Origin of the sequence: Actinokineospora guangxiensis (assembly GCF_042657845.1) — a bacterium.
Taxonomy (GTDB): Bacteria; Actinomycetota; Actinomycetes; order Mycobacteriales; family Pseudonocardiaceae; genus Actinokineospora; species Actinokineospora guangxiensis.
Window position 1 is genome coordinate 1 of record NZ_JBHSKF010000037.1, and the last position, 1,045, is coordinate 1,045.

The window sequence follows — 1,045 nt, forward strand, 5'->3', positions numbered from 1 at the left end:
GGTGAGTTCAGGCGGTGGAAGCATGTGATGCGAGGAGTTCGGTGAATACCTCGCTGGGTTTCTTCCAGTCGTGGATCTTACGGGGTCGGTCGTTGATCTCGGCGGCGATGGCGGCCATGTAGCGGGGGTCGCTGGGGATGGTGACGCCCTTGGGCAGGAACTCGCGGACGATGCGGTTGAGGTTCTCGTTGCTGCCGCGTTCCCATGGCGAGTGCGGGTGGGCGAAGTAGACGGGCAGCCCGGTGGCGGTGACCTCGGCGTGCAGGGCCATCTCCGAGCCGCAGTCCCAGGTCAGGGACCGTTTCAGTGAGGTGGGCAGTGGCCCGACCGCGGCGATGACCGCTTCGCTCACGGTCAGGGAGTCGCGCCCGGTCAACGGCACCAGAATGAGGAAGCGACTGGTCCGCTCGACCAACGTGGCCACCGCGGTCTTGCCGGACTTGCCGATGACGAGGTCGCCTTCCCAGTGCCCCGGCACCGCGCGGCCTGCGGCTTCGGCGGGGCGTTCGTCGAGGTAGCGGGGCTCTTTGATACGTGGCGCCGGAGCGGGGCGAGGCCCGCGACGCGCGGTGCGGCCTGAGCGCAGCGCGACAAGCTCGCGGCGCAACGTCGCGACAGGCTGGGCATAGACCCATTGGTAGATCGCTTCATGACTCACCCGGCAAGCGTCCCGCCCGCCGTGATCACATGCCACCCGCCCCGCGATCGACCCTGGTGACCAGCCCCGACGCAACCATTCCACCACCGCGGCGAACAACCGCGGGCACCGTGTCACGGCCATCGCCTTCGGCCGCGACCGAGCCGCTTCCGCGACCCGCTCCGCCTGGACGGCCCGATACCCGTCCCGCCCGCCGTGACGGCGGATCTCACGAGACACCACCGACGCATCACGACCGATCCGGACCGCGATGTCCCTGAACTCCAACGACTCCGCCAGCCCACGGGAGATCTCCTCCCGATCAGCCAACGTCAACATCCTGCGCACGACAGGGAATCCTTCCCCACCGAACACCAAGATCACATGCTACGACCGCCTGAACTCGCT

Annotated in this window: 1 protein-coding gene; it reads right to left on the bottom strand. The window is 67.9% G+C overall.

What is annotated here, in order from left to right; all coding sequences use genetic code 11:
- Positions 1 to 7 precede the first annotated feature (7 nt).
- A complete protein-coding gene (locus ACFPM7_RS30340) occupies positions 8 to 976 on the bottom strand; it encodes an IS30 family transposase (RefSeq protein ID WP_378251281.1) in 969 nt (322 codons plus the stop codon).
- Positions 977 to 1,045 lie beyond the last annotated feature (69 nt).

Coding starts and splice junctions, on each gene's coding strand:
- ACFPM7_RS30340 (WP_378251281.1), bottom strand. CDS start 976: ATGTTGACGTTGGCTGATCGGGAGGAGATCTCCCGTGGGCTGGCGGAG.